At 43.7% G+C, this 26019-nt stretch carries 22 protein-coding genes; 9 read left to right on the top strand and 13 right to left on the bottom strand.

Annotation, left to right across the window (positions count from 1 at the left end):
* Positions 1–26 precede the first annotated feature (26 nt).
* From pstB to OSCIL6407_RS0125255, 4 genes are all read right to left on the bottom strand, one after another.
* On the bottom strand, positions 27–830 hold the full coding sequence (gene pstB, locus OSCIL6407_RS0125270) for a phosphate ABC transporter ATP-binding protein PstB (protein ID WP_007357496.1): 804 nt from the start codon (positions 828–830) through the stop codon (positions 27–29).
* Entirely contained in the window at positions 824–1747 is a 924-nt protein-coding gene (gene pstA / locus OSCIL6407_RS0125265) for a phosphate ABC transporter permease PstA (RefSeq protein WP_007357495.1), read from the bottom strand. Before pstA ends, pstB begins: the two co-directional genes overlap by 7 nt.
* A gap of 81 nt (positions 1748–1828) precedes the next feature.
* A complete protein-coding gene (pstC, locus tag OSCIL6407_RS0125260) occupies positions 1829–2758 on the bottom strand; it encodes a phosphate ABC transporter permease subunit PstC (RefSeq protein ID WP_007357494.1) in 930 nt (309 codons plus the stop codon).
* A gap of 214 nt (positions 2759–2972) precedes the next feature.
* Positions 2973–3998: a PstS family phosphate ABC transporter substrate-binding protein gene (locus OSCIL6407_RS0125255; RefSeq protein WP_007357493.1), complete on the bottom strand. Its 1026-nt coding sequence runs from the start codon at positions 3996–3998 to the stop codon at positions 2973–2975.
* A gap of 228 nt (positions 3999–4226) precedes the next feature.
* Between OSCIL6407_RS0125255 and OSCIL6407_RS0125250 the strand changes: the two genes are divergently transcribed.
* The 3 genes from OSCIL6407_RS0125250 to OSCIL6407_RS0125240 all read left to right on the top strand — a co-directional run bounded on the left by OSCIL6407_RS0125250 (position 4227) and on the right by OSCIL6407_RS0125240 (position 7821).
* Positions 4227–5639 carry a PIN domain-containing protein gene (locus OSCIL6407_RS0125250; protein WP_007357492.1) on the top strand — a complete coding sequence of 471 codons (1413 nt, stop codon included), beginning with the start codon at positions 4227–4229 and terminating at the stop codon, positions 5637–5639.
* A 63-nt stretch (positions 5640–5702) separates the two neighbouring features.
* Complete coding sequence (locus OSCIL6407_RS0125245; RefSeq protein ID WP_007357491.1) at positions 5703–7313, top strand: IS1/IS1595 family N-terminal zinc-binding domain-containing protein; 1611 nt, start codon at positions 5703–5705, stop codon at positions 7311–7313.
* A gap of 61 nt (positions 7314–7374) precedes the next feature.
* Positions 7375–7821, top strand: a complete 447-nt coding sequence (locus tag OSCIL6407_RS0125240) for an SDR family oxidoreductase (RefSeq protein ID WP_007357490.1) — start codon at positions 7375–7377, stop codon at positions 7819–7821.
* Positions 7822–7864: 43 nt separating this feature from the next.
* On the opposite strand, the gene OSCIL6407_RS0125235 is transcribed toward OSCIL6407_RS0125240, so the two are convergent.
* A complete protein-coding gene (locus OSCIL6407_RS0125235) occupies positions 7865–8092 on the bottom strand; it encodes a hypothetical protein (protein WP_007357489.1) in 228 nt (75 codons plus the stop codon).
* A gap of 78 nt (positions 8093–8170) precedes the next feature.
* Here OSCIL6407_RS0125235 and OSCIL6407_RS38620 point away from each other — a divergent pair, with 78 nt between their 5' ends.
* Positions 8171–9400, top strand: a complete 1230-nt coding sequence (locus OSCIL6407_RS38620; RefSeq protein ID WP_007357488.1) for a 4-hydroxyphenylpyruvate dioxygenase family protein — start codon at positions 8171–8173, stop codon at positions 9398–9400.
* Here the strand turns inward: OSCIL6407_RS38620 and OSCIL6407_RS0125225 are convergent.
* A complete protein-coding gene (locus OSCIL6407_RS0125225) occupies positions 9397–11472 on the bottom strand; it encodes a diguanylate cyclase domain-containing protein (RefSeq protein WP_007357487.1) in 2076 nt (691 codons plus the stop codon). The two genes, OSCIL6407_RS38620 and OSCIL6407_RS0125225, sit on opposite strands and share 4 nt — an antisense overlap.
* Before the next feature lie 357 nt (positions 11473–11829).
* Between OSCIL6407_RS0125225 and OSCIL6407_RS0125220 the strand changes: the two genes are divergently transcribed.
* Entirely contained in the window at positions 11830–12516 is a 687-nt protein-coding gene (locus tag OSCIL6407_RS0125220; protein WP_007357486.1) for an HAD family hydrolase, read from the top strand.
* 135 nt (positions 12517–12651) lie between these two features.
* Here the strand turns inward: OSCIL6407_RS0125220 and OSCIL6407_RS0125215 are convergent, their stop codons facing one another.
* The 6 genes from OSCIL6407_RS0125215 to cobS form a co-directional block, all read right to left on the bottom strand.
* Positions 12652–13263, bottom strand: coding sequence for a CPP1-like family protein (locus OSCIL6407_RS0125215; protein WP_007357485.1), 612 nt, complete (start codon positions 13261–13263; stop codon positions 12652–12654).
* Between the two features lie 118 nt (positions 13264–13381).
* Positions 13382–14206: a type I methionyl aminopeptidase gene (map, locus tag OSCIL6407_RS0125210; RefSeq protein WP_007357484.1), complete on the bottom strand. Its 825-nt coding sequence runs from the start codon at positions 14204–14206 to the stop codon at positions 13382–13384.
* A gap of 643 nt (positions 14207–14849) precedes the next feature.
* On the bottom strand, positions 14850–15305 hold the full coding sequence (locus OSCIL6407_RS0125205) for a plastocyanin/azurin family copper-binding protein (RefSeq protein ID WP_007357483.1): 456 nt from the start codon (positions 15303–15305) through the stop codon (positions 14850–14852).
* 235 nt (positions 15306–15540) lie between these two features.
* Positions 15541–19338 (bottom strand): diguanylate cyclase, encoded by a 3798-nt coding sequence (locus tag OSCIL6407_RS0125200; RefSeq protein ID WP_007357482.1) that lies wholly within the window; start codon positions 19336–19338, stop codon positions 15541–15543.
* Between the two features lie 197 nt (positions 19339–19535).
* Entirely contained in the window at positions 19536–20651 is a 1116-nt protein-coding gene (locus tag OSCIL6407_RS0125195; protein ID WP_007357481.1) for a tocopherol cyclase family protein, read from the bottom strand.
* Positions 20652–20751: 100 nt separating this feature from the next.
* A complete protein-coding gene (gene cobS / locus OSCIL6407_RS0125190) occupies positions 20752–21549 on the bottom strand; it encodes an adenosylcobinamide-GDP ribazoletransferase (RefSeq protein ID WP_007357480.1) in 798 nt (265 codons plus the stop codon).
* Positions 21550–21812: 263 nt separating this feature from the next.
* Between cobS and OSCIL6407_RS0125185 the strand changes: the two genes are divergently transcribed.
* The 3 genes from OSCIL6407_RS0125185 to OSCIL6407_RS32965 all read left to right on the top strand — a co-directional run bounded on the left by OSCIL6407_RS0125185 (position 21813) and on the right by OSCIL6407_RS32965 (position 23716).
* On the top strand, positions 21813–22262 hold the full coding sequence (locus OSCIL6407_RS0125185; RefSeq protein ID WP_019487820.1) for a hypothetical protein: 450 nt from the start codon (positions 21813–21815) through the stop codon (positions 22260–22262).
* A gap of 133 nt (positions 22263–22395) precedes the next feature.
* Complete coding sequence (tgt, locus tag OSCIL6407_RS0125180; RefSeq protein ID WP_007353092.1) at positions 22396–23532, top strand: tRNA guanosine(34) transglycosylase Tgt; 1137 nt, start codon at positions 22396–22398, stop codon at positions 23530–23532.
* Between the two features lie 46 nt (positions 23533–23578).
* A complete protein-coding gene (locus tag OSCIL6407_RS32965) occupies positions 23579–23716 on the top strand; it encodes a photosystem II reaction center protein K (RefSeq protein ID WP_007353093.1) in 138 nt (45 codons plus the stop codon).
* Between the two features lie 84 nt (positions 23717–23800).
* Here OSCIL6407_RS32965 and OSCIL6407_RS0125170 read toward each other — a convergent pair whose 3' ends face one another.
* Positions 23801–24358, bottom strand: coding sequence for a glutathione S-transferase family protein (locus OSCIL6407_RS0125170; protein WP_007353094.1), 558 nt, complete (start codon positions 24356–24358; stop codon positions 23801–23803).
* Between the two features lie 244 nt (positions 24359–24602).
* On the opposite strand from OSCIL6407_RS0125170, the gene gntT reads away from it, so the two are divergent.
* Positions 24603–26006, top strand: a complete 1404-nt coding sequence (gntT, locus tag OSCIL6407_RS0125165; RefSeq protein WP_007353095.1) for a guanitoxin biosynthesis MATE family efflux transporter GntT — start codon at positions 24603–24605, stop codon at positions 26004–26006.
* Positions 26007–26019: the final 13 nt, after the last annotated feature.

The raw sequence follows: 26019 nt of genomic DNA, 5'->3' as shown, positions 1-26019 counted from the left end.
ATCACCGCCCAGAGGGGGGCGTTACCTTATCCAAATCTTCCCTCTACATATTCTTTTGTCTGTTTCTTGGAAGCACTATTAAAAATTGTCTTAGTGCGATCGAACTCGACGATTTCGCCCAAATACATGAAAGCTGTATAGTCAGAAATCCGTGCAGCTTGCTGCATATTGTGAGTCACAATCAGAATAGTTACTTTTTCCTTCAACTCGCTAATTAGCCCTTCAATACTAGCAGTAGCAATCGGGTCTAAGGCAGAAGTTGGCTCGTCAAATAAAATTATTTCAGGCTCCGTTGCCAAAGCGCGGGCAATACACAAACGCTGTTGTTGTCCCCCTGAAAGATTGAACGCTAAATCATTTAATCTGTCTTTGACTTCATCCCATAAAGCAGCTTCTCGTAGAGCTTTTTCCATCTTTTCATCCATTAAGCTACGCTGCGTTTGACCCCGCACCCGCAATCCATAAACTACATTTTCATAAATTGATTTAGGAAAAGGATTAGGCTTCTGAAATACCATACTTATCCGCATCCGTACTTCAATAGGATCTACCCGCAGACTAAGGATATTAATCTCATCTGAATCTAATAAAATTTCTCCTTCATAGCGATTCCCTGGGTAGAGGTCGTGCATCCGATTAAAACACCGCAAGAGGGTAGTTTTGCCGCAGCCTGATGGGCCAATTAACGCCGTTACCTGTCTGTCAGCAACTACTAGGTTGATGTTTTTAAGGGCCTGTAATGAACCGTAGTAAAAATTGAGGTTTCTTACTTCAGCTTTTGGCTGTATGCTGCTTGAGAAAGAGTGTACAGTTTCGATTTTTTCTACCATTTGATATTTTTACGGAAACGATAGCGTAGATAAATTGCTAAGGCATTCATAGCCAGTGTCATAGCCATTAAAACCAGCCCCGCCGCCGCAGCATTGATTTGAAATTCTGCTTGGGGGCGCGATACCCAATTAAACATCTGGATGGGCATGATTGTAAAGGGAGACATCAGCCATTTAAAGGAAAAGAAAGGAAACTCTGCTTGAAATGGAGAATCGGGTAAAAAGGCAATAAATGTCAAAGCCCCAATTGTAATTAAAGGTGCGGTTTCGCCAATTGCACGGGATAAACCCACAATTACTCCTGTCATAATACTACCAGCAGAATAGGGCAAAATATGATTCCAAATCATTTGCCACTTGCTAGCACCAACTGCATAGGCAGCTTCGCGGATACTGTTAGGAATTGCGCGGATAGCTTCGCGGGTGGTGACAATTACTACTGGCAAAATTAGCAGTGCTAAAGTCAATCCTGCGGTGAGAATACTCTGCCCCAAATTTAATTTGTAAACAAACAAACCTAGAGCTAAAAGTCCATAGACAATTGAGGGAACGCCAGCTAAGTTAGTAACATTAATTTCGATTAAATCAGCGATCCAATTTTTGCGAGCATATTCTTCTAGATAAATACCGGATGCTATACCCAAGGGAACTGCTGCTAAACCAGTTACGAACATTACTAGAGTCGATCCTACCCAAGCGGAAAGAATGCCAGCTTCCCCAGCGCGGCGGGAGGGAAATGATGTAAAGAATTGCCAGGAAAGACGCGGTACACCATCTATTGCTAAGTCAAGTGTCAAGGCTAATAGGGTAATGATTCCTACTAACATTGATAGTAAACCTACTATAGCAAATATGCTGTCCCATAGCTTAGCACGGCTAATAATTTGTCGAATTTCTTGTAGATTTTCTCTTGACATAAAAGGTCTGGCTAATGGCTAATGGCTGATGGCTAATGGCTAATGGCTAATGGCTAATGGCTGATTGCTGATTGTTAACAGTTAGTAAATTTCGCGGTAACGTTTGCTCAGGAAATGCCCGACTATATTAAATACTAAAGTCATCAACACTAGAGTTAGTCCTGCTACAAAAATGGTTTGATATTCAATGCTGGCGTGTGGCAAATCACCGAGACTTACTTGCACAATGTAAGCTGCTATTGTCGCTCCCGGTTCCATTGGATTCCAAGTGTAGTTCGGTTGCATACCAGCGGCGATGGCGGGTACCATTGTCAAGCCGATAGCACGAGAAATAGCTAAAATATAAGCAGATGAAATTCCAGAAAAGGCAGCCGGAAAAACTACCGAAGTTGCAGTATAAAACCGTGTTGCACCCATTGCATAAGCACCCTCTCTTAAATACAGGGGGACTGAACGCATTGCGTCTTCGCCGATGGAACTGATGAAGGGAATAATCATTACTCCTACCACCAATCCAGCGCTCAACATATTAAAACCAGGCAAGTCTGGCAGGACTTTCTGCAATAGCGGTGTGACGAATAAAAAAGCAAAGTATCCGTAAACTACTGTGGGAATTCCCGCCAATAATTCTAAGACTGGCTTAATAACTTCCCGCAAGCGATTTGATGCAAATTCACTCAGATAAATAGCGATAATTGTGCCTAATGGTATCGCTACAGCCATAGACACTCCTGTAATTACTAAAGTCCCTGAAACTAAGGGCAAAATCCCATAGTGAGGTTCAGAAAACAATGGTGTCCACTCTTTAGAAGTGAGAAATTCTATCAAGGAAACTTTTTGGAAAAAGCCTACAGACTCGGAAACTAAGATAATTAAAATAGCAACAGTGGTCGCTACCGAGGAGAATGCTGCTAGGAATAATAGAAAAGCGATCGCACCTTCTCGCACATCCCTAGTTGCTTTTAGGGACAGGGCGGTTTGTTTGGAAAATTTTAAGGATTTTTCAGTCATTGCAAATTAGTTATCTTTCAATTAGTAGTTGTTGGTTGTTAATTATTCTGGACTTACGCACCCAACCTCATAAACCGGGTTTTTTTACGAAAATACTTCGCCCGAACCCACAAATTTTATCAAAAACCCGGTTTCTGGGACGACCTCCGTAAGTCCTAATTATGGCAACTAACAACCAACCACTAACAACTAACCACTAACAATTAGCCATTTACTATCTTACTTCGCGCTTAAGTAGTTCTTCAATCGTCAAGCCGACAGCCTCTTCACCCCCAAAGATAGTGCCAACACGACGCTTGTTAAAATGACCCATAGCAGTTGTGTAAGCTACTGCTGGTAGGGCAACATACTTAACCTCGCGTGCCAGTTTTGCGCCATTTTTTAGGTAAAACTCGATAAATTGTTTGACTTCTGGTTTGTCTGCTGACTTAGCATTGACATAGATAAATAGAGGGCGCGAAAGCGGAGTATAAGTACCATTTTGTACTGCTTGATAAGAAGGCAAAACCGCCCCTTTGCCGCTGTTAATCGGCACTGCTTTTAGTTTGCCTTTGTTCTCTTCGTAATAAGCGAAACCGAAGTAGCCGATCGCGTTTTTGTCGCGAGTAACGCCCTGAACTAAAACATTATCATCTTCGCTGGCAGTATAATCGCCGCGACTAGACTTAGATTTGCCGACAATTGCTTCGGTAAAATAGTCGAAAGTTCCAGAAGCAGTACCAGGGCCAAAAAGTTTGAGAGGAGCATTAGGAAATCCTGAGCGTATTTGGCTCCAATTGTTGATTTTCCCCTGAGCTCCAGGTTCCCACATTTTCTTTAATTCGGCAACTGTCAGACTTTTTACCCAAGTGTTTTGGGGGTTGATAACTACCGTCAGAGCGTCGTAAGCAACTGGCAATTCCATGTACTTAATGCCTTTGCTAGCGCATTCCTGCATCTCTGCTTTTAAAATCGGCCGGGAGGCGTTGGAGATATCAGTTTCGCCGCGACAGAATTTTTTGAAGCCGCCGCCTGTACCTGAGACACCAACCGTTACCTGCACACCCCTGTTGGCTTTCTGGAATTCTTCGGCAACTGCTTCGGTAACAGGATAGACTGTACTGGAACCATCTATTTTAATTGTTCTTTGGCCTTGAGCTTGAATGGCCGGTACTGAGAACCCGACGGTTGCAGCTAACAATGCCAATGCACCCGCTACTGTCAAGCCTTTAAGCTGATTTTTTTTTGCGATCGCTGCCATGAGATGCGCTCCACAACCTTAAATTTGTTTACAACCGATCGAGTTAAAGAATACCTGTTGATAGTTAAAATCCGATAATATTAGATTATGAATAGGTTAAATTAATTTGATAGCTAGGGGAGGTAGGGTAGCTAAATCTTCCCCATCTTCCCCTACTCCCACTCCCAGTACCTAGTCCCTCCGTCAGTCTATGATGGATCGAAATACCATCCTTGCTTGTGGAGGGCCATGCAAGATAGCTCCAGCTTGCCAGTGACTCAAAAATCGGTCATTATCAGCGCCATCAGCCGCCATATCTGCGAAACTGTCGTTTCTATCCAGCAGCAGCATCCTGAATTGATAGCAGCAAAATACAGGAAAACTCTCTGGCATAGAGCCGAGAGTCAATCTACCTTGAAGGAAAAATTGACAGCAGGGTTCTCTCAGGCGGCTGACGCGCGATCGCTACTGGCGATCGCGAAAAAATACCTGCAAATTTTATTAGCACCGGAATTCGTTAATTCTCCTCAATTCAACCGATTATTTCTAGAAATTCACCAGCTTGTCTCTCCAACAACACAAGTTTTACCATCAAATAACTCAGCTTTTTTAAATCTGAATTCGTCAAATAATAACGGTTCCCAGCCTTCTCCAGGTATCGCCATCTTGCTATTAGATGCTGAAAACTTACAGATAGATATCGAAACCGAAAAATTATTAGAGGGAATTTGTATCTATCCTATCCAAATCAAAGTTGCCTTTGCTAATTGGCGCAGTATGGGTAAGAAAGATGCAGAATTTCACGAACGCGGCTATCAATTAATTCACGTTCCCCCAGGAAAAGATAGTGCTGACTTGAAAATGGCTACTGTAGGAGCTTCTATTTTCGTACACTATCCCACTGCTAAAGAAATTTTAGTCTGTTCCTCCGACCAGGCTCTAACACATCTCCGCAATACGCTGCAAGCTCACGGATTAACTGTTCATCAAGTCCGCAAGCAGGGAGACTACATCACAATTTTAAATAGCAAGACTGGAAAAACTCAGAAATATTCTCTGGTCAGTTCCCCGGAAATTCCACCTCTAGAAGAATTTATCTCTCAGTTAAAAGAGTTAATTAAAGCTGAACAAGAACGCACAGAAAATCAATGGGTTAAGCTTTCTCGCATCTCCGCTTTGTATCAAGAAAATTATAATTTAGCACTCAGTCAAGTCGCAGCAACTCATCTGCCAGGAACTAAGGTTAGGGATATTTTTCTAGATTATCCGACCGAGTTTGCTATTCACAAAACCTCAGATAGTTCTCAAACTTATCTAACTTTATTCGATGTCAATGAGATCGCTCAACCATTATCTATTAACAGTTCGCCAGTTAAGAAAGATATTGTTATTCCTCAGAGTTTAAATGAGATTAATTCTATTGAAGAGCTGGAGATAGCGATTGTCAATATAGTTGAAACTTTAACAGCGACATCAACTATTAATTATGTCTTTGTTTCCAATGTCGGCAGTGAGTTTCACCGAAAATATGCTAAACCTATTACTCAAATGATTAAAGAATTTAATCTGGGCAACAAGTTTCCTAAATTTTTGCAGTCCTGTTCTTCTCTGAAGCTAAAAAAGACAGCCAAAGGTTGGCAAGTTGGACTGGTTAAATCCTAATTTTTTGCCCCAAACAGTCAAGATAGGTATATACTTTATTTACATGACTGCGCGATCGCTCCCATGAAATGCCCCAAGTGTGATTCTACTTCATACCGCAAAAATGGTCGTCATAACGGTAGGCAGCGTTATCTGTGCAAAAGCTGCGGGAAGCAATTTCTAGAACCCGCTAGCGCTGCAAGCGGTGCAGTAGTAGAGGGAAGTGCGATGTCTGCGGCCCGCTTGGCCTACGCATCTACTTCTGACTTGGAATCATCTGCGATCGCGACCTTTGAAAAAACCCCAGAAAATGGTCAATTTTCCCCTAGCAACCAGATTCAGCTTGGTACTAGCATTTCCCCAGAATTACCACAGATATTGTCTGTAAAACAACCAATCGCCTCAACGCCTTCAATTGCTGAGCATCCCGGTTTAGCTATTTTGCTACTTGATGCCGAAAACCTAAAATTAGATGGGAAAGCGGAACAATTTTTAGGACGTTTATGCAGCTATCCACTACGAATAAAAATTGCTTTTGCTAACTGGAGAAATTCTGCTATTGGGAGTCAGGATAATGAACTACATAAACGTGGATATCAACTGGTTCATGTTCCTAGTGGTGCCAGTAATGCTGACGGCAAAATGATCTCTGTTGGCGCTTCTATTTTTCTACGTTATCCGACAGCTAAAGAGATATTTGTCTGTTCTGGTGATAGTTTGCTACTGCACTTGTGCAATGAGTTACAAAGCCAAGGACTGACACTTTATCGAGTCCTGCGAAAAGATGAAAATCTGGTTGTCGAAAACTACGCTACAGGTGAAAGTAAACACTATTCCCCAATTATTGGTGCAGAAATTCCCGATTTTGAAGGGTTAATGAGTCAATTACAAGAGTGGATCGATGGAGAACAATATTCTCTGAGTAAGCGCTTGACTGATTTAGATACGATTTCTAGTTTAGTTCAATCTCGTTGTCAGATTATTTTAAACGATCGGGGTGATAGTATTAAAAATAATAATGGTGGCAGCGCGAAGATTGAAGCTGTTATTCCTCAGATAGTGCCGATGCAGACTGCGGTTGTAAATAAGGCAAAACCGCCACAGAGTGAAAAGAAAAATGCAAAGGATCGCGATTTAAAAGCTGGTATTAATTCACCAGCAGAATTAGAGAAAATTTTGCTCGAACTGCTTAAGTTAATCGAAAGCAAAGCTAACGGACAAAAAATATTAGTTGCTACGCTTGGTGGATCTTTTTCCCAAGTTTACGGCAAGTCTGTTACTTCTCAGCTAAAAGAATTGGGTCTCAGCACCAAATTAACGACTTTTTTAAAGTCTTGCAGTGCTTTTAATGTGACTGATTCAGGTACGAAGAGTTTGGTGGCGATCGCGGAATCTTCGCAGACTAAACAGCAAAACGTAAACGATACAAATCTCAACGGAAATATTACTTCCAAAGCAGAATTAGAGAAAATTCTGCTCGAACTGCTTAAGTTAATGGAAAGTAAAGCTAACGGACAAAAAATATTAGTTGGGGAACTAGGTGGAGCTTTTTATCAAGCTTATGGCAAGTCTGTTACTTCTCTGGTAAAAGAATTGGGTTTCAGCAGCAAATTAACAACTTTTTTAAAGTCTTGTGCTGCTTTCAAGGTGACAGAATCAGGCGCGAAGAGTCTGGTAGCGATCGCCAAACCTTAAACTTTCACTTCGCCTACATTAGGTATACGATCGAAAAAGACGTAAAGAAATGTAAAGCGATATGCAGGAAAAAGTTGTGGTTGTGGTGGGTGCGACTGGTGGTATCGGTTCAGCAGTAGCGCACAAGCTGGCAAAATCTGGCGCTAGTTTAGCGATCGCCGCCAGAGACACCAGTAGGTTAGACGCGCTAGCTAACGAATTACCGACAGAGGTTTTATCTGTGCCTTGTGACATCACCGATCCGCAACAAGTCGAGGTATTAATGCAGAAAACACTTAGTCGCTTCGGTCAAATTGATGCCTTAGTCAATGTCGCAGGTGCAGGTATTCTCAAACAATGGAACAAGTTAGAACCCGCTGATTTAGATGCAATGCTTGACTTGAATTTAAAAGGTAGTTTCTATACTTCTCAAGCCGCTGCTAATGCAATTATATTTGCTCTTTCCGCTGACCCGCAAGCAGTGCCGATGGAGATTAATATTCAGCCGGAAAGTCACTTATTTTTCTAACCGCAGTGCCAGCAGAGTCGATCTTGTTGCTAGATCCGATAATTTAGCGATCGCGGCTCGTCGTCACAGCAGCAACAATCAAGAAAGCTACCCCCAAACCAATCGCTATCTCGTCACTCCAAGGCAAAAAAGACCACTTAACCCAGCGGGAAAAACTTTCAGCAATTCTGGCAAAAGCATATAAAGCTCTAGCTAGTAACTGAAAAATGCCGTAAGCTATAGCTGCAACCCCTGCTGCCCGGAGGAACGGGTTGTTAAATAAATTGCCCATGATGGTAATTTTCCAAAATCACTCTTTAGATAGTTGCACAAATTCACCCAATTAGTCAAGTAAATTTAACTTAACTTCATGGAGTTCGATCGCATTCACTTTTACGTTAAAGATGCACCCACCTTGCGCGATTTGTTTGTTAGCCAGCTAGGTTTTCAAGCAATAGCAAGTGCTGCTAATAACAACACTTCTACCGAAGTTGTCAGCAACGGTAGTATCTGTTTTATCTTATCTTCGCCTCTGACAGCAGCTAGCCCTGTCGCTACTTGGCTGAAACTGCATCCTCCCGGCGTTGTAGATATCGCTTTTCGAGTTGGTAATCTTGAATCTGTCATGGCACAAGCTACTACTCATGGCGCTAAAGTTTTGCAACCAATCCAGCAAAAACAAGACTATTTAAAGTTTGCTAAAATTACTGGTTGGGGAGATTTAACCCATACTTTAATAGAGCAAAAAACACCTTTAACAGTCGGTCAGCTTTTCACTATCTTAGAGCAATCTGAGTCTGCAAATGACCAGGCGCTCCCTTTCACAACTTTGGTTAATTACCGATCGCCAATTACCGATCGCCAATTACCAATTACCAATTACCAATTACCAATTACCGATCGCCAATTACCAATTACCAATTACCAATCACCAATTACCAATAGTAAAGCACTGTTTACCAGCATAGATCATGCAGTGCTGAACGTTGAAACTGGAGATTTAGAACTAGCAGTAAAGTGGTATCAAAATACTTTAGGTTTTCAGCCACAGCAAAACTTTGAAATTCAAACTAAAAAGTCAGCTTTACGCAGCAGAGTCATGATTCATTCTAGTGGTAGCGTGCAATTACCAATTAATGAACCAGCATCAGCTAATTCCCAAATTCAAGAATTTTTGGATGCCAATCGGGGGGCTGGAATTCAGCACATAGCTTTGCAAACTAATAATATTTTACAGGTGGTTACTGAATTGCGATCGCGTGGCTTACCTTTTTTACCAGTTCCATCAACCTATTACAGCGAATTGCGGCGGCAGTCGGAAAACTATCTTTCTAGTGCTGAATGGGAGGCAATAGAAGTGTGTCAAGTTTTAGTAGATTGGCAGAAAAACATTTCAGAAGCGATGTTACTGCAAATTTTTACTCAGCCAATATTTGAGCAACCGACTTTATTTTTTGAGTTAATTGAACGCCGAAAAGCGTGGGTTAAGGGTCAACAAATCCAGGCTCAAGGTTTTGGAGAAGGGAATTTTCAAGCTTTATTTGAAGCAATCGAACGAGAGCAAATTAAACGAGGAAGTCTGAGGAAAGAAGACATTTAAAAGCTAGTCGCAACGCGATCGCGCCCACCTGCTTTAGCACGGTACAGAGCTCTATCTGCCGCAGTAATTAATGCCTCAAAAGATGATTCATGGGTAGGTACAACAGTAGCTATTCCCATACTGAGAGTGACATATTTACTGACGTTAGATGCAGCGTGGGGAATTGCTCTAGCTTGCAAATCGCTCCGAATTATCTCTGCTACTTTCAACGCTCCTTTAGCATCAGTAAGTGGCAAAATCAAAGCTAATTCTTCTCCTCCGTAGCGAGCGGCTAAATCCCCACCACGCCGTGCATTTTGATAAAAGATTTTAGCCACTTCTTTTAAACATTCATCTCCGCCTTGGTGGCCGTAGCTATCGTTATAAAGCTTGAAAAAATCTATATCGCACAAAATCAAAGACAACGGCGATCTTTCTCTCGCCATCCGCCTCCATTCCCGCTCTAATGTTTCGTCAAAACAGCGGCGGTTTGCTAGTTGAGTTAGGCCGTCTATAGAGGCAATACGCTGCAATTCTCGGTTAGCAGCTTCTAACTCTTGCTTTGTTTTTTCTAGGGCGAAATTTTTAAGATTTAGCTCTTCGCTTTGCTGTTTCTCCTGTTCGTATAAAATGCGAATAGAAGCTTCCGCCGCGCGCAGTTCTTCTTCCGCTTGCTTGCGCTTAAAAAACTGCCCTAACTGGCAACCAGTAGCAGTCATCATTTCCAGCAATTCTCGATCCGGCGGTTGTTCTTCTACAGTAAAGAAAGTCATTACTGCCAGCACTTCGCCGTTAGTATGAATTGGGAAAGCAAACGCTGAGCGTAATCCCACTTGAGCGGCGAATTCTGAGCGCAGGAAGTTAGGATCTTTAACAACATCAGTAATCCATTGGGTGCAACCGCTTACCCAAACTATTCCTGGCAAACCCTTACCTGGATCTAAGGTAATTGCCTCGGAATTTTCCATGAAATTAGAAACCGGAAGCGATCGCTGCCACCAAACTCCTACCCTTTGCAAACACGGAGTCGCATCCAGAGGAGAATGTGGACGGAGACAGGAAAATATGAGTTCGTGACCCACTTGAGCGCGATCGCTCACTTGACTGCTGATTTTGCCATCTGCTGGAGTCCAGAGCTCGCCGATATCCCATCCTAAGTTTTCACAGATAGCTTGTAAAATTTTGGGAGTTGCGTCATCTAAAGAAGTAGATTCTGATAAAATCTGAGTGACAGCATAATGTGCTGCTTGCCGCTTTTTTATGCGTTCGCGATCGGTGATATCCCGACCGATATAGACAAAATATTGGGTGAAGTCAGCACTTCCTCTTTGACCTTTTATATCTGTCTGACTTATAGAGCAGGAAAAAGCCACTGAGAGCTTTAAATTCGTTTTAGTTTTGCAAACTACTGTTACTTGATTTGCCGCATTGTTGTCAACTGAAGACAGAACTTGGCTGGCTTGGTGCAACAATTTCTCCTCAGCAGTAATCAGCGTAATATGCTGTCCGATTAATTCGACTTCGCTATATCCAAATAATAGTTGAGCAGCTTGATTAACTATTTTAATTTTTCCTGTTGCTGTTGTTACTAACAACACATCTGCTATGGAGTTAAATATTTTATTTATATAATCGTGGGCAGTAGCCAAAGCGCTCAGTAAAAGACTTGTTTCGTGGGCAACCTGAACTAATGCTTGCTTTGCTGTCATGTTGTCCGTGACATCTTCATAAAAGATAATTAATTTTTCATCCTTGTCTTTTTCTTGATATCCAAAAATATATAAATCTAGATATAAATAAGAACTGTTTTTAAAATTTCTTGCAATTCCTTGGATCTCGAAATGTTTCTGCGGTTGCTTAATAATCTCTATAAGGATTTCTTCCAATCCTATTAGTTCTAAAAAGCCAGCACGCACATCATTTCCCGGTACTACCTCACCGGGAAAATCTGCAAATTGTTGTACTTTTAATGATGTTTCTCTAATCTTCAGTTCCCGATCTAGGGTCAAATACTCAATCCGGCGCAAGGATAAGAGTTTGTCGAGGAGAAATTCCAGGCTATTTTTATTATTTAAAGTCAGTTTTTGAAGCATCTCTTTTTTTAGAGCATTTCTTTGAAAGTATAGCTAGGGGCTAGGGGCTAGGGAATAAGGGAATAAGAGAATAAGTAAATATTGACTATTGCTAAAGTTATGATAAGGGGTGTCACCCCCTCTAGACTTTACTCCGCTAGCTTGGTCATGTCAATTATAACTAGGGGCTACGATGCTCCGATGCTGAGGGCTAGGGAATATAGGGAATAAGGAAATAAGGGAATATAAGAGAAGAGCATCAGCGGGTTTTAGCAATGAGTGAGTTCCCTAACTGTCAAGAAGGTTGCTATAGAAGGATTCCAGAATAATGATATAATAACTAACAATTTGTATTAAAACTTAACGTAACTACACCAGATGCTAAGACTTATTACTGACTTCGATGGGCCGATTATGGATGTTTCGGAACGCTACTATCGAGTTTATCAGCTCTGTCTGGCACAGGTTCAGCGTCCAGACCAAGAAATCCGCGAGCTCACGAAACAGGAGTTTTGGCAAATGAAGCGATCGCGCACTCCCGAAACCCAAATCGGTATCATCTCAGGATTAGACGCAGATCAAGCGGCAGAATTTGCCCAGAATCGACGCAAAACAGTCCACACGCTCCCTTATTTAGTTTACGACCAACCCGTTCCGGGCGCTTTGGAAACCTTGGAAAGAGTGCAACAGGCAGGAATTGATTTAGTGGTAATGACAATGCGGCGCGATCGCGAACTCGACGAAGCCTTTAGCCGCTGTGACATAGGGCGATTTTTCCCCCTAGATCGGCGTTATTGTCTCCCCAACGATTATCTTAAAACTGGCGATACCAAAGACAAACCTCTGCTAATGGCGAAAGCCATAGCGGAACTTCCCCCTGCATCTGATGTGTGGATGGTAGGAGATACGGAAGCGGATATTATAGCAGCACAAACGCACGGTGTTAAGGTTATGGGAGCGCTTTGCGGGATTCGCGATCGCACCCAATTAGAAATGTACAAACCCGATTTAATTGTCAGCAATCTAGCCGAAGCCGTCGATATTCTGTTAACTGTTAACTGTTAACTGTTAACTGGTAATTGGTAATTGGTAATTGGTAATTGGGATTGATAGTTATTAGTTGGCTTAATTTTCTAACTAACAACCAACAACCAACAACTAACAACTAACAACCAACAACTAACAACTAACAACTAACAACTAACGGAGAAAACTGCTAACTAGCCACAAGATTACAAACGTAAACAAAGCAATAAATTTCTCTGGGGCGATCAAAGTCCCAGTCACAAAAGAGCCAAGAATACCCCCCAATACCAACCCAAAAATTAAGCCAGCCACAGTTAGCAGCACAGCTCGACCAAACTTTTGTTCCTTGCGATTGAGAAAGTAAAGGCAAGAACCCACACCCACAGCCAAAGTTAGCTGTAGCACAGAGTCACTCCCGCCAGGGTAAATACTCAGACCGCTCAGCCCCGCATATACGCCACCCGGCCATAAAATATCAGGTAGACTTGGAGAATCGAGCAGTCGTTGCAGCCAAGCCGGGCCTCCCTTAGCTGGAGCCGGAGCAAAGCTGGGAGATGATGGGACTGCACGCTCTGGAAAGCGGATGCGTTCGGGAACCTTAATTTTCCCTTCTTGGCGCTGTCGCAAACGATCCATCAGGATCGCATCGTAAGCCGCCTCTATTATTTCCATACGCTTTTTATCGCCGCCGTACTGATCGGCCATACGTCCCCGCGCATCTTGCACTTCATCAAATGAAGCATCTTCAGGGACTCCAAGCAATTCATAGGGAGTTTGCTCGCTCATAATAATTCTTAAACCTCTCCTCCAAAGTTAAGCTTAACCCGATCTTTGTGCTGTGAAGGAAGAAGCAAGAAGGAAATCTCCGCTCCCTCGCCCCAAATCTTATATGCTTCCTGCTCCTCTAAACCTTAGAGCGGTCAGTTAAGATTTCGTAGCCATCATCCGTCACTAGCACCGTATGCTCAAACTGAGCAGAAAGAGAGTTGTCAACGGTGACAGCCGTCCACTTATCTGCCAGTGTCCGGGTATATTTAGAACCCGCATTCAGAATCGGCTCGATCGCCAAGGTCATCCCTGTTCTTAGTTTAACATTTGGCATCTCGCGGGTGCGGAAGTTGAAAACAGAAGGTTCTTCGTGCAAATTTCGCCCCACGCCGTGACCTGTAAATTCCTCGACTACAGTAAAACCATGAGCTTGGACGCAATCTTGAATCGCTCCAGCAATGTCAAGCAGGTAGGCTCCCGCTTTCACTTGTTCAATGCCTTTGTAGAGCGCTGCTTCTGCCGCACGGATTAACTTGGCGGCTTCGGGAGTGACTTCAACAACGGGAATGGTGATGCAAGAATCCCCGTGAAAGCCTTGATAGTAAGCTCCGGTATCCACTTTCAAAACATCACCCGCTCGAATCACTTTTTTCGCACTGGGTATACCGTGTACGACTTCGTTATTAATGCTCGAACAAATCGAGCCAGGGAAACCGTGATAGCCTTTAAAGCTTGGCGTTGCCCCCATTTCGCGGATGCGTTTCTCAGCGTAGGCATCTAAATCGGCAGTCGTCATCCCCGGCTTTACGAGTTGCGAAATTTCTTTGAGTACAGTTGCCACAATCAAAGCTGCCTGCCGCATAATTTCAATTTCGCGCGGAGATTTAATCTCAATACCTCGGCGTTTTTTGGCTTGGGGGGGTTGAGCCGGTTGAGAAAGCAGACTACCAAAAATGTTCATAAAAAAGCTCGGTAAGTGGGAAAATCAGAGTCTTTAGACCTTATAGAGAGACGATACGGGTGGTTTTAACCACCGTGAATCTTTTTTGTCCATTACCGCCTTGGGATTGTTTAGCTTGGTGTACTTTTGTAATGTACTTTCGATGGGACAATTACCATCTCAAACCTCGCAATCCTGTACGCATAATGGTTGCCTTTGTTGGGCCTCCCTTACGGGGTAATGTTAGCTTCGCCAATGTTATAAGGGCTTGTTAGGCTTGCAACACTGTTCCAGTGACTTTAGAACTGTTTAATTGCAAACGACAGAGCAGGGAACTAGCTTCGCATTCCGAGGTGTCGTAACCCAAATAACGTAGTCGTTAAGACTTAGGCTGGTCAGAATAGCCTGCTTCGAGATTTGCTCTTACAAGCTCAGTGGCTTTAACCCTGAGTTACTGACGTAATTGACAATTCGCTAAGTGTGTGATAAGGAGTTTAGGGAAATAAGGAAAAATATCGGACTCAATTGGTACGGGTGTCGGGCCGAGAGCTATTGATAAATTTTCCTAAATCTAAGGTAGCTTAATTTTTTCCTTAGAAACAGCAAGGGAGCGATCGCACTTGCTACTGATTGGCTTATGCGATCGCCACCCTAGAATTTAATATTATGCCGCCTGTGGAGCGGAAATAGTAATTTTCCCAGTCATTCCTGCTTCCGCGTGTCCCGGAACCGTACACCGAAGATTATAGCTTCCCGACTTCATCGGTACAAATACCCATTCTGCCTCCGCTCCCGGTTTAAGTTCTAATTCGCGAATTGCTCCTTTGATTTCTACATTACCCGCTTCGACTTTTTGAGTCCAACTCGCATCGGCAAAGTCTTTGGAAGTAAAATAATGTTTCTCAGGACTAGGATTCTTCAGCACTAATTTATAGCGCTTTCCTGACTGAAATTCTAGGAGATTTGGAAAAAACTTAAGTTCGTCACTTGTACTGCCCAAACTGATAGGAATTTCGGTTGCGGGTTGGCGCAATAAATCACCAACTGGACTAGAGTTATCGGCAGCAAATGCTAGAGGAACCGTAGAGACAGCGAACCAAAGCACTAAGCTCAATATCATCTTTAGGCTTTGTTTTACCCAGGGATGGAAAAACAATTTGCGGGCTAGGAAAGTAAAGGAGTGGAACATAGCTGTCAGGATAAGTGAATGTTTTACTTATTAAGTATTGATCTTATATGGCCTCTTTTGCAAGTGAGGTACGCCTTAGCAATTAACAATTAGCAATTAGCAATTACCAATTAGCCATTAGCCATTAGCCATTAGCCATTAGCAATTAGCAATTCCCAATAAAAGTTTATTTCTTGGCAACAATAACTTTGTTTCTTCCCGATCCCTTTGCTTGATACAAAGCAGCATCGGCTGCTATAATCACAGCATTACCTGTGGTTCCTCGATCGGGAAAGCAGGCTACTCCACATGAAGCCGTTAACCCTTCAAGTCTTTTTCCATTGTAATTGAGTTTGAGTTGAGCGATCGCTTCGCGCAGTTCTTCAGCTTTTATATAAGTATCTTCCAGAGAGGATTCAGGCAAAATCACGGTCATTTCTTCGCCACCATAGCGACAAGCAACATCTGAAACTCGAATCATTTTTTTTAAGAGATAGCCAATTTCTTGCAGCACAAAATCTCCAGCTTCATGCCCCAAGGTATCGTTGAATTGCTTGAAATTGTCGATATCGAGCATAATAATGCCGATAGAATAATGATTGCGCTGCGCTCGATCAATTTCTTTCGTCAGAAATTCTTCAAGATAGCGGCGATTAAACAAACCAGTCAGCGGATCGCGGATACTTTGATTTTGCAAAGTTTCTCGCAGGGTGAGGTTAGCGATCGCCATTCCCACTTGTTCCGCCACAGTACGAGCTAATCGTTGTTTAGATTCCGAGATCGTATGGGGTGCTGTTGTACACAAATATAGCAAACCTAGCGTTTCCCCTTGAGCAATCATGGGGATGCACAGAGATTCGGCGGGAGGATCTTTATGGTTAATGTGGTTGCAGATTAGTTCGTGGCGATCGCTACCCATCCAATGCACTCGTCCGCGCCTGAGCGCCCAACAATCTTTGGGATGGAATATAGTTTCTGAATACAGCGGATTTCCCCACGATGTCACTATTTCCAAGCGATTGCGCGAGTTGGCAGTGATGAAAATACCGCCCGAACATTCAGGGAACAGCGATTGCACTAAGGTTGCGATCGTGGCAGAAGCTTCCTTAATTGTTAAACAGGCTTGTAAAAAGTCACTAATTTCACTGAGAAGAACCATCTCACTATTTCGTTGATTCAGTTCCCCAACTCGCTCTTCTAGCTGCCTGTTAGCCTCTTGCAGAGCCTGTTCTGAGCGTTTGATATTTGTGACATTTCGGAACGTGACAACAAAGCCATCGCCAAGTTTGACGGCAATATTTTGGAACCAAGAATTTAACCCATCCCGATCGTAGCAAAACTCACGATCCATCATCGTGCCTGTTTCAACTACCTGGATGTATCGCTCGAATAGTCCTTCCTCCAGGTTTCCCGGCATTTCTTCTAGTAAGTATTTCCCAATTAAGTCTTCAGGCTTGCGATTAATCATTTCGCAAGCAGCAGGATTTGCCAACAGCCATTCAAAGTCTTGGATCTCACCCGCTTTATTTCTCACGGATCGAAACGCCATAATTCCGTCCAAAGAGCTATTTAAAACACTGGCTAACTGCATTTTCGATGTTTCCATCGCTTCCTGAATTTTCACCATTTTGGTAACATCAGAATGTGCGCCAATCATGCGAACTACGCGCTCGTTTTCATCTTTAACATGGATTGCCTGAGAAAGAATATAAACAGTAGAACCATCTTTGTGATAGAACCTTTGAGTCATTAAAAACTGATCGACTTTTCCAGTATTGTAGTCTTCAATTAACTGAAGAGTGAGGGGGTAATCTTCATCAAAAATTAGAGCTTTCCATGTTTCAGGTGAGTTAGGTAGCTCGCTATCATCATAGCCCAGCATCTCTTTCCAGCGCGGTGAATAATACATTTCACCAGTTACTAAATCCCAATCCCAAAAGCCATCATGGGAAGCACGAAGAGCTAATTCAAATTGTTCTTTGGCTTCGAGTAAATCAATTTCTGCCTGCTTGCGATCCAAGACAGCGCCTAAATGGGCAGCAAATTGATTAGTAAATACTAATTCCGAATCTTTCCATAGGCGCGGGGTGCTATGGTTATAGGCTCCTAGCAGTCCCCAGAGTTTGTCTCCGATAAAGATGGGTATAACCAGAAAAGCTCGAATGCAATAATGTTCGAGAACTTCGATATGGCAGGGAGAAAGTCCAGCGTTGTAGATATCACTTACATTAGAAATTTCATGGTTTTTGTAGCGACCGCCTTGAGTTTCCTGTAAATAGCTATCATTCCAGACCGTTCTGGTTGCTAGTACGATCTGCGTCCATGCGGGACTGACGGATTCAAGATTTCTGATAAATCCCCCACCCCAGTCAGCATCGAAGCAGTAAATAGCAACCCGATCTATGTTTAATAACTGCCGTACTTCCTGGGTTGCTGTACGACAAATCGTTTCTACATCCAATGCTTTTTGCAGTTTGGAAAGGATGCCTGCCCCTGCTCGCTGTTGATTGGCGATCGCATTTGAATGTTGTAACTCTGCTGTTCGTACTTGTACCTGTAACTCCAGATTGGCATTTAGGGTTTGTAGCTGTCCGTAGAGCCTGTAATGTTTCACGGCGCTAGAAAAAAGTTCGGACAAGGCTTGAGCCAGTCGAATGTCGGCCTCTGTCCAAGACTGTGCTTGTTCTTTCTTAATTTGCCGCCATGCTGCAAAGGATTGGCGCGGTGACAGTTGGCGGGTATCGGGATCGTGTTCGCCCGCCCAGACTATTTCGCGATCGCTATCTTCTCGAAAAATAGTCAAACAGCCCACTACTTCTTGCCCAAAGTAAAGCGGTACGATCAGCACCCCCCGAATTTGGGTGTTTTGAAAGGCGGGAACCAGGGTACGAAATAGGGGTTCCCGATAGATGTCGGCAATTGGCCAGATATTTGAGTTGGTATTTGATTCCCAGGGAACGGCTGACAAGGCATACATCGCTCGCATCCATTCCACTGACCAAGGCTTGATGCCTGAACTAGATTTGCTATCGCCGGCGTGCACTTTGGCGGTGAGGAATTTCTGCCAGAGCAAATTCTCCTCAATGTATCGATTGTGTATGCGATCGATTTGTTCTGGTTGGGTACCACAGACGTACAACTCAATGCTTTGCTGGGTTTCGTTTGTGGGTAAATATAGTCGGCCTCCCGATCCGCGAAACAAAGCAACTGTTTCCTCCAGCGCCGCTTGTAGTTTAACTGGTGGCAGGGTGTAGAGCACTGCTGTAACGCGGTTGATATTAGCTTCTTGTTTGGCTTGTTCCCGGACTTGTTCTAATAAAATTGATTGCGCGATCGCCACTGATACTTGATCTACAACTGACTGAATAAACCTTAATTCCTCTTCAGTCACAGTTCGCGGTTCTGAATGGTGCGATACCAGCAATCCCCAGAGATGCTGATTAGATTGTAGAGACGGTAGTTCCGACTCACTCCTGCTTGCCGTTTCGATGACAATTGGTACTACCACAGAAGATTTTACCCCCATCGCTATTAGATACTCCAGGTGGCAGGGGTCAATCGGACGATAGCGAATATCTTGCGTTTCTAAAGGTTCTCCAGTTTCTACTGAGTCCAAGGCACTAATACCAATTTGATGGGTGCTTAGATCGATAATTGTGCGCTGGCGGGCTCGCAAGAATAATTCTCTAGCATAAGTAGGAATATCATCGGCAGGAAAATTTAAACCGTATAGGGAGGGTAGGCGATCTTCATAAATCGACTCTGCGATTACCAGTCCGTGACCTTCAGGCTGAAACTGATAAATTTTGATGCGATCTGTTCCCAAAAATGAACGCACTTCTGCAACTGTCGCTGACAGAATTTCCCCTAGTTCTAAGGATTGACGAATGCGGTTAGCGATCCGATTTAGCAACACTGGCTGTGTGAGACTTGATGATTGGTCGTCAAAGCTTGCTGTTGAATCTGCTTTGCTCTTTGGTCTCATTGGCTTCCTTAGACATTAAGCAATCATATAAATATGATATCGCTTTTGTGTTCTAGATCGCTTAATGTGTTAATTCTTTATAAAATTGCTAACTACTTATAATTAAAATCATACAGGAGCCTCAAAAACTATAACTAATAAAAATAGCTGATAAATTAAACTCTAAAGTTGTTAATTAAATATCCAGAGTTTCCGATTCAACAATTAAAATGTCCATTAATTGCTAATCCCTCGCTTTGCGATCGCCAAGCTTCATCCCAAGGCCCGCCGCCGGTTTCTAAACCGCAAAGATTACTCTGAGCCTCTAAAATAATTTTAGAATTACCTTTGCCTTGCAATGCTCGAAGTTGTAAGCTGAGTTTTCCCTGCATTGTATCGCGGCAACAGAATACTAAACCTTTTTCTGTCGGTGCTCGCAACAGTGTTCCCGGCAGTTCAGTAGTGCCAATCAACTCAACTTCAAACTGACTATTTTTAGCGTTAACCTGCCACCTTCCCCAAGGGTCAATATCCCATTTTACCTCAGAATTCCAAGGTACAAACTCATAGAATTTCCCTCTGTAATGGATGCCAATCATCGCTACAGATTCCATCCACCACAACACACCTCGCCTGCCACCGCCAGCAGTTAAAGCTAAGTCAGATTCGCCGTCAAAACAATTACAATTAAGCCAAAACCACTTTTTAGGAAAAGCACCACCCCAATTTTTTTCGCCGTAGGCTGGTGCATCTGTAAATTCATAGCGATCGCCATCCCATTCAATCCAGCCACTCGCTAAACCATGAGCCATTAAAATCTGCCATCCTGGTTCAAAAATCGGTAGACTAGATAGTAAACCCGCAGTTGACTGCTGCGCTTCCCCGGAGTTTCCCCAACCGTAAACGGGTTTAATTTCATATTGCCAGTAGCAGGTGCGATCGCTCCCCGGATCGTGCAAATATCCCTGATGCCAGGTAGCAGTTGCTTGATAGCCTTCTTGGATATGGGAGTCAAACACCTGCGGCTCTAAATATTTAGGTTGAATCTGTAAATCTGTCTTACCCCAATGGCCTAAACCTAAAGCATTCCGCCATCCCCAAAATGTGTTTACATTTGGGAAAGTACGGCATAAATAGCCATCATCCGGGCCGAGAATTTGCGCTGCCCCGCCGCTTTCAGGTTGATTGCCTGCGGGATCTTCAATAGAATACATAAAAGCAAAAGTTTGCCTTTTTTGTGGTAAAGTTACTCGGTAATACCAACCTTCAAAAAAGCGGCGAACGCTACCATCCCAGTGATAGCCACTATGAGGGGTTTGTAGATTTTCTGTCATTCCAAATTACCATGTAGGATAATATTTGCAAGTTTAGAGCCGAAAACTTTGCCGAGGATTTTGCAAGTGGGCTACAAAGCAACAGCTTAAATTTTGATTTTTAATTTTGTAAAGCGGCTAAAAGGCATAATAATAATGCCTCTGTCCACTCAACAACAGCACCGTAAGTATCCCCGGTATGACCTCCTAAACGGCGATTAAACCAGGCTCCTGTGAGAATAGCGATCGCCGCTCCCCCCAAAGCCATTCCTGTTGCCAAAAGCCAGCGATCGCGGTCTAAAATAATTTGTAAACTGCTCAGGCATAACAATAAAAATAGTCCGGGTAAAAAATGCAGAGGCGAGTAAAAAGTATCTTTATGAAAAGCTCCTTTGCCAGTAGCCTTCAGATAAGGATAACGCGCGATCGCCACTAATTGCCCCCATCTACCCCAACCAGCCACCGCCATCAAAGCCAACCAGCGATCGCCATTTAACTCGCTCAGGGCCGCAGTTTTCAACAACACGATCGCGATCGCAGCCATCGCCCCAAAAGCTCCCGTCGCACTATCAGCCATCACCTCCAGCCGCCGCTGGGGATCGCCAACAGCCAACCCATCAGCCGTATCCATCGCTCCATCTAAGTGTAAACCGCCCGTTACCGTAATTCCACTGAGAACCACCAAAGCCGAGCGCGTAAGTACAGGCATCCCCAAAAACTGCAACCCAGCATCGACTAGACCCAATATACCGCCTATCATCAAGCCGATTGGAGGAGCCAAACGCGCAATACCACGAAATTCCAAAGTCCAAGAGATGGGTACAGGCAAACAAGTGTAGAAGGCAATAGCAGCAGCAAAAGCTGTTCCCTGCGTCCTGAAATACTTACTTAGATAGCGAACCCAATTATTATCTACCATAGGATATAAATTTTCAGTATTTTAAGGGAGTTGTGAATCCACTAGGGTATGCCAGAATTGGATCGGTAACACCCCTTCAGGTCTTAGGTAGGGTAGCGCTCCTGCTCAATCCATTTCCCAAGAAACTGGTAGGGGCAGCGAACCCGAAAATCTCGATCTGAGTGGCGGCTAATCTCAATTTATCCCCTTCTTCCTCCCCAGAATGCTAGCGGGTTCCTTAATTTCCGCAACGCGAACACAACTACACCAGAGGCTTTAGTTCCATGAGTCACAATCAATTTAATAACAGGGTGGCTGCTCCTTGTATCGTGGATACGGGGATTGTTGTCAACAAGCGGGATCTACAACGCTTGCTAGTCGATTTGGGCCGCGTCCGCTACATCCACATTCAGGATGGTATAATTTGCAGCGAAGGAGAAGGATACGTGCTGGAGGTCTTTGCCGATCCCACTCGTTCCACTCTGATTGCTAACCACGCGCTCTATTTGAATGTTTATAGTTTTGATTACCTAGAACTGAAACAGTCGCCGGAAGAGGGGTCTTATTTCGACTTGATGCAAGATGGCCGCCAGTTGCGGCTGATTCCCCTATCAAATCCTCTCCAAGAGCAAGTTACGCGGAACTTAAACGCGGCTGCTTTGGATGCAGTGGTGGATCAAGTGCTCTCAGCTAACTGGGATGTCCAACTCGATGACGATGACTGCCCATTTTAATTTTACTGGCAGCGTTTGGAAGTAGGGCTAATGGCTAATGGCTAATGGCTAATGGCTAATGGCTAATGGCTAATGGCTAATGGCTAATGGCTAACTGACACAATCTCCCAAAACTCCCATTACCTCATGCCTGATGCCGGATAATTTTTCTTTTCAATCTCAGGCTAAATGTAGCCAAACACAAGCGCGTGCAGGTATTTTTACAACTCCCCACGGTTCGGTAGAAACACCTAGATTTATGCCAGTGGGGACGCTGGCTAATGTCAAAACTCTCACACCTGCACATCTAGAGGCGGCGGGTGCTCAGATGGTATTGGCGAATACTTACCATTTGCACCTGCAACCGGGGGAGGGAATTGTTGCCGGTGCTGGCGGATTGCACAAGTTTATGGCTTGGAAAGGCCCAATTTTGACGGATTCTGGTGGATTTCAGGTATTCAGTTTGAGTGAGATTCGCACGATTGGGGAGGATGGGGTGAAGTTTCGCTCTCCCCGCGATGGGATGATGATCCACATGACACCGGAACTTTCGATCCAAATTCAAAATGATTTGGGTGCGGATGTGATTATGGCTTTTGATGAGTGCCCGCCTTATCCCGCGTCACGGGAAGATGTGGCGGCGGCGACGGATCGCACTTACCGGTGGCTGAAACGGTGTATTGCTAGTCACCAAAGATCGGATCAGGCTTTGTTTGGTATTGTTCAAGGTGGGGTTTATCCAGATTTGCGATCGCGCGCGGCTAATCAGTTGGTAGATTTGGATTTACCTGGTTATGCGATCGGCGGGGTGAGTGTGGGTGAACCTGGGGAAATGATCGAAGATATTGTAAAGGTGACTGCACCGCTTTTACCTCCAGAAAAACCTCGCTATTTGATGGGAATTGGCACTTACCGGGAGATGGCAGTGGCGATCGCGGCTGGTGTAGATTTGTTTGACTGCGTGATTCCTACTCGCTTGGCGCGTCACGGGGCGGTTTTGGTAGGAGGGGAACGCTGGAATCTCAAAAATGCTCAGTTTCGAGAAGATTACGGCCCTGTTGATAAAAATTGCCCCTGCTATACTTGCCAAACTTTTAGCCGTGCTTATTTAAGTCACTTAGTCCGGGCTCACGAAGCTCTAGGTCATACTCTGCTGTCGATTCACAACGTTACGGAGTTAATTCGCTTTACTGTGCGGATCAGGGAGGCGATTCTGAGCGATCGCTTTACCGAAGAATTTGCTCATTGGCTTGCACCAAGTACCAGATCCTCTGCGAACGCCTCATGTTAAGATGTACGACAATTATTAAAATTGTGTTGGAGAGGTAGATTCATTCATGGAAGCTGCACTGCTATTGGCAAAGCTGCCCGAAGCTTACTCAATCTTTAACCCCTTGGTTGACGTTTTGCCCGTGATTCCTGTGTTTTTCTTGCTGCTGGCTTTTGTGTGGCAGGCTGCGGTTGGTTTCAGATAATTCGATTCTGAGGTCAAATCGTTAACTGATAACGGTTAACGGTTAACGGTTAATGGTTAACCGTTATCAGTTAACTGTTATCAGTTATTTGCCCCCGCCGATCGCTTTTTGAAATGCCGGTCGCTCTGATATACGCTTGATGTAGTCGAAAACTGCGGGATAAGGGGTAAAGTCGAATTGCATTACCATCGGAATGTAAGCCAAAATTGAACCGACGGCTACATCTACGACGCTGAATTCATCTCCCATTAAGAACGGTTGCTGCTCTAAGATTTGATTGAGTGGGGTTAATAAACGAGAGGTTTCGCGATCGCGATTCGCTTCTAGCAAAATCCCTGGCCCCAAAGTTGCATTGCCAAATAATACCCACTGCCCAACTTCAGCTTGCCTCTCCAAAGATGCAGGCATTTTACCATATTTGTGAGCTAGGTATAGCAGAATCGCGCCCGATTCCCAAAGTTTAAAATCTCCATCTGCGATCGCAGGAACTTTCCCAAAAGGGTTAATTGCCAAAAACTCTGGCTGTAAATGAGCTCCTGCTTTCATATCTAGCAACACAAACTCATAAGGTATTTCTATTTCCTCTAAGTACCACTGAACGATCGAGGCCCGACTGCGGGCTCCTCCATAAAGTTTTAGCATGGTATTTCGCTCCTTTAAATCAATCTTTCAATTTTTAGCCAACAACTTTAGTTTAGCTTAAATATGAGTTGCTGAGGTAATATAATTACACAAGAACAAGTGTTAATAAAACTGCGTTTCCACCACATACCGAGCAGCACATCTGAAGATAACACATGGGCAGCCTTCCTCTTAAAAATCATGTAAACTAATATGAAAATCTAACGCTCTTTGGTAGAGATTTTGGTAACAAGCGGATTTATCTATGAACCTGATGCTCAATAGCCAGTATGACTTCGTACCTCGCTACTTCCGACTCGCTCTAGCCAACGTCCTATCAAATATTATGGTGCCACTGGCAAATTTAGTCAGCGTCATCTTCTTAGGTCATCTGGAAGGAATCGAACACTTAGCAGGAGTTGCCTTAGCTGGAAACCTGCTTAATTTTCTTTACGAGATTTTTCTGTTTTTACGCATGGGTACTACTGGCGTAACAGCTCAAGCGGTGGGACGAAATGACCGAGAAGGCGTGCTGTTAGTCGGACTGCGTAATGGTTTAATTGCTCTGGTACTTGGTATCGCGATCGCACTATTGCAGTACCCTTTAGGAGAATTAGGGTTTGCCTTCCTAGATGTCGCACCAGAAGTTAAAGCTTCAGGTCTAGCCTATTTCAATACCCAAATTTGGGGAGCACCCGCCATTTTGCTCAATTTTGTCTTAATTGGTTGGTTTTTAGGACAAGAAAAAAATAGTTTAGTTGTGGTGGTGTCTGTCGTTGGCAATGCTGCCAAAATTGCACTCGACTACCTCTTGATTATCCGGTGGGGTTGGGAAAGTACGGGGGCTGGAGTTTCCTATGCTATCAGCCAATATCTATGCCTATTCGTGGGATTGATTTTTTTGTGCAAAGAAATCCACTGGCAAGAGGTACGAGAGGTAGCTGGAAAAATTTGGTGTCCCTCAGCGATACGATCTACTTTAACCCTAAATGGAAACATTTTTGTCAGCAATTTAATTTTTATCTTTACCTCTTTAACTTTTAACTATCAGGGAGCACAGATGGGGACGATTATCTACGCTCAAAATGCCTTGCTTTTACAGATATGCAATTTCAGTATCTATTTTGTTGAAGGATTGGGATTCGGTACGGAAACTCTAGTGGGAAATTTTAAAGGGAAAGGATTTTCACAACAGTTAGTACCTCTGGCTCGATTTTCTCTGGGAAGTGCTTTGCTGGTAGGAATTGCTTTCGGCGGAGCTTGTTGGCTATTTCCCAATACTGTTTTTGGGTTGTTGACGAATCACACCGAAGTTACTGAAAACATTGATATTTTTGTTCCCTGGTTGCTACTCGTTCTCGTATTCAGTTCAATAAACTTTATGCTAGATGGGTATTTCTTAGGTTTGGCCCAAGGGCATACCCTCCGCAATGTTAGCTTAGTTGCTCTTGTACTGGGATTTTTACCTGCGGATGTAGCTGCTATTAACTTTGAGAGTAACCATATTTTGTGGCTGTCTTTGCTGTTGTTTGAAGCTATCAGAATGGTGACGCTGGGGGTACAGTTGCCTAAGACATTTGTTAGCGATATTGAGGATGTTGATGTCTCCTTAAAGGCTCTAGAAGAATCTCAAAACTTGACTCTGGCTAGGGAAGAAACCCGTCAGTAAATGAGATGTTATT

It is taken from the genome of Kamptonema formosum PCC 6407 (genome assembly GCF_000332155.1).
Taxonomy (GTDB): domain Bacteria; phylum Cyanobacteriota; class Cyanobacteriia; order Cyanobacteriales; family Microcoleaceae; genus Kamptonema; species Kamptonema formosum.
The sequence above is the reverse complement of the archived record's forward strand: the minus strand, read 5'-3'. Positions and strand labels throughout refer to the sequence as shown.

Coding starts and splice junctions, on each gene's coding strand:
- OSCIL6407_RS0125235 (WP_007357489.1), bottom strand. CDS start 8,092: ATGGGCAATTTATTTAACAACCCGTTCCTCCGGGCAGCAGGGGTTGCA.
- OSCIL6407_RS38620 (WP_007357488.1), top strand. CDS start 8,171: ATGGAGTTCGATCGCATTCACTTTTACGTTAAAGATGCACCCACCTTG.
- OSCIL6407_RS0125245 (WP_007357491.1), top strand. CDS start 5,703: ATGAAATGCCCCAAGTGTGATTCTACTTCATACCGCAAAAATGGTCGT.
- OSCIL6407_RS0125220 (WP_007357486.1), top strand. CDS start 11,830: ATGCTAAGACTTATTACTGACTTCGATGGGCCGATTATGGATGTTTCG.
- OSCIL6407_RS0125250 (WP_007357492.1), top strand. CDS start 4,227: ATGCAAGATAGCTCCAGCTTGCCAGTGACTCAAAAATCGGTCATTATC.
- OSCIL6407_RS0125195 (WP_007357481.1), bottom strand. CDS start 20,651: ATGACAGAAAATCTACAAACCCCTCATAGTGGCTATCACTGGGATGGT.
- OSCIL6407_RS0125205 (WP_007357483.1), bottom strand. CDS start 15,305: ATGATATTGAGCTTAGTGCTTTGGTTCGCTGTCTCTACGGTTCCTCTA.
- pstC (WP_007357494.1), bottom strand. CDS start 2,758: ATGACTGAAAAATCCTTAAAATTTTCCAAACAAACCGCCCTGTCCCTA.
- gntT (WP_007353095.1), top strand. CDS start 24,603: ATGAACCTGATGCTCAATAGCCAGTATGACTTCGTACCTCGCTACTTC.
- cobS (WP_007357480.1), bottom strand. CDS start 21,549: ATGGTAGATAATAATTGGGTTCGCTATCTAAGTAAGTATTTCAGGACG.
- pstB (WP_007357496.1), bottom strand. CDS start 830: ATGGTAGAAAAAATCGAAACTGTACACTCTTTCTCAAGCAGCATACAG.
- OSCIL6407_RS0125240 (WP_007357490.1), top strand. CDS start 7,375: ATGCAGGAAAAAGTTGTGGTTGTGGTGGGTGCGACTGGTGGTATCGGT.
- OSCIL6407_RS0125200 (WP_007357482.1), bottom strand. CDS start 19,338: ATGAGACCAAAGAGCAAAGCAGATTCAACAGCAAGCTTTGACGACCAA.
- OSCIL6407_RS0125225 (WP_007357487.1), bottom strand. CDS start 11,472: ATGCTTCAAAAACTGACTTTAAATAATAAAAATAGCCTGGAATTTCTC.
- OSCIL6407_RS0125185 (WP_019487820.1), top strand. CDS start 21,813: ATGAGTCACAATCAATTTAATAACAGGGTGGCTGCTCCTTGTATCGTG.
- map (WP_007357484.1), bottom strand. CDS start 14,206: ATGAACATTTTTGGTAGTCTGCTTTCTCAACCGGCTCAACCCCCCCAA.
- OSCIL6407_RS0125215 (WP_007357485.1), bottom strand. CDS start 13,263: ATGAGCGAGCAAACTCCCTATGAATTGCTTGGAGTCCCTGAAGATGCT.
- OSCIL6407_RS32965 (WP_007353093.1), top strand. CDS start 23,579: ATGGAAGCTGCACTGCTATTGGCAAAGCTGCCCGAAGCTTACTCAATC.
- OSCIL6407_RS0125170 (WP_007353094.1), bottom strand. CDS start 24,358: ATGCTAAAACTTTATGGAGGAGCCCGCAGTCGGGCCTCGATCGTTCAG.
- OSCIL6407_RS0125255 (WP_007357493.1), bottom strand. CDS start 3,998: ATGGCAGCGATCGCAAAAAAAAATCAGCTTAAAGGCTTGACAGTAGCG.
- pstA (WP_007357495.1), bottom strand. CDS start 1,747: ATGTCAAGAGAAAATCTACAAGAAATTCGACAAATTATTAGCCGTGCT.
- tgt (WP_007353092.1), top strand. CDS start 22,396: ATGCCGGATAATTTTTCTTTTCAATCTCAGGCTAAATGTAGCCAAACA.